Origin of the sequence: Phocaeicola fibrisolvens (assembly GCF_025567125.1) — a bacterium.
Taxonomy (GTDB): domain Bacteria; phylum Bacteroidota; class Bacteroidia; order Bacteroidales; family Bacteroidaceae; genus Phocaeicola; species Phocaeicola fibrisolvens.
Genome location: NZ_JAOQJI010000102.1, coordinates 1 through 1,422 on the forward strand (window position 1 = coordinate 1; position 1,422 = coordinate 1,422).

The following is a 1,422-nucleotide window of genomic DNA, read 5'->3' on the forward strand; positions in this document are numbered from 1 at the left end:
CTGATTGACGATAGGATTATATTGAACCCAATCCTAACTTCTTACTACAGAAGTATTTATCAAGCGACCAATCTGGGCGCACTGGCATAAAGCTGCGTGGTCTCAATACGCATGTGCCCCATCATTTTGCCGACTGTCTCGATTGGAACACCCAATGAAAGGGTTATATGGGTTCCGAAATTGTGTCGTGCCTTATGAAATGTAAGTTCAAATCCGTAAACTTCACCCAACTGGTGGGCGAGCATAATGAAATACGTACGACTATACAGATTGAAGACCTTGTCATCCTTTCTCTGTTCCCGATATTTCTCTATTATCTTCAACGGAATATCCAGCAATCGGACAGAAGACAGTGTTCCTGTTTTCTGGCGGTGGATATGAATCCACCATGAACCGTCTTCAGATTGGGTAATATCATTTACCCTCAGTTTTTTCAAATCCGTATAGGCAAGTCCGGTAAAAGTGGAGAAGATGAACATATCCCTTACAAACTGAAGCTGTGGCTTCTCGACAGGTGTTGTAAGCAGTGTCTTCAGGTCTTCCAGCTTCAGATGACGACTTTTCCGTTTGGGCAGTTCAGGATGAAGGCGACAATACGGATCACGGCGGATTGTTCCCTGGCTGACAGCCCGCATGGTCATCTTCTTCAGCCTATAAAGATGTTCATGCACGCTCTTCGGGCTTAAATTCCTGTCCGTCCTGAGAAAAAGTTCAAAGTCATCATAAAAAACACGGTTAAGGTTCCGTAAAAGAACATCCTCTACGCCACGTTTTTCCTCGATGAAAGCCGAAAGATGCTTATATGAACGCTGGTAAGAGTCATAAGTTTCTTTTATCCGGTCTATTCCGATACGTTTCTTAAACTCCTCGTTATGCTCTCTGAAAAGAGCCAGCAGAGTTAACGGTTTCTGACCGACTCCCATCACGGCATTCTTTACCTGCTCTGCCGTAATAAATCCCAGACTGTTCTTAATCCGCCTGTAATGCTCCTTGATTTCTTTGGTCAGATCATCAATAGCCCGGTTGACGGTAATGGCATTCTCACTGCGGCCGTCAGCCCGTCCTTTTTCAGGATTCCAGATGGCCGGATTGACGGATACTTTCGTTCCTATCTGTTCCCATTTGGCATCTATGCTTATCTTGCACAGCAACTGGCACGTTCCATCCTTACGGACTTTGGTGCGGTTTATATAAAACAGTATCGCAAATGTACTGCGACGTTTGATTTCCATATTGTCAGTATTTCTTTTCATAATCCTATTTTTTGCCATTATCAAATAACTACAGAAAACCGCTCAACAATTATTTTATCCAATGCTTTCGTATCTGTATCTATCTTATTGTCTGTCACCTGTAGGCTCGGCTGTCGGCGCCATGCCACCTTACGGTGGTAGGTTTCCGACAGCCTGCCTCCGAACCGTA

Annotated in this window: 1 pseudogene; it reads right to left on the bottom strand. The window is 44.3% G+C overall.

Annotated features, from left to right (window positions below):
• Positions 1-83 precede the first annotated feature (83 nt).
• A pseudogene (locus OCV81_RS17670) lies at positions 84-1,253 on the bottom strand (site-specific integrase); the annotation flags it as partial.
• Between the last annotated feature and the right edge of the window lie 169 nt (positions 1,254-1,422).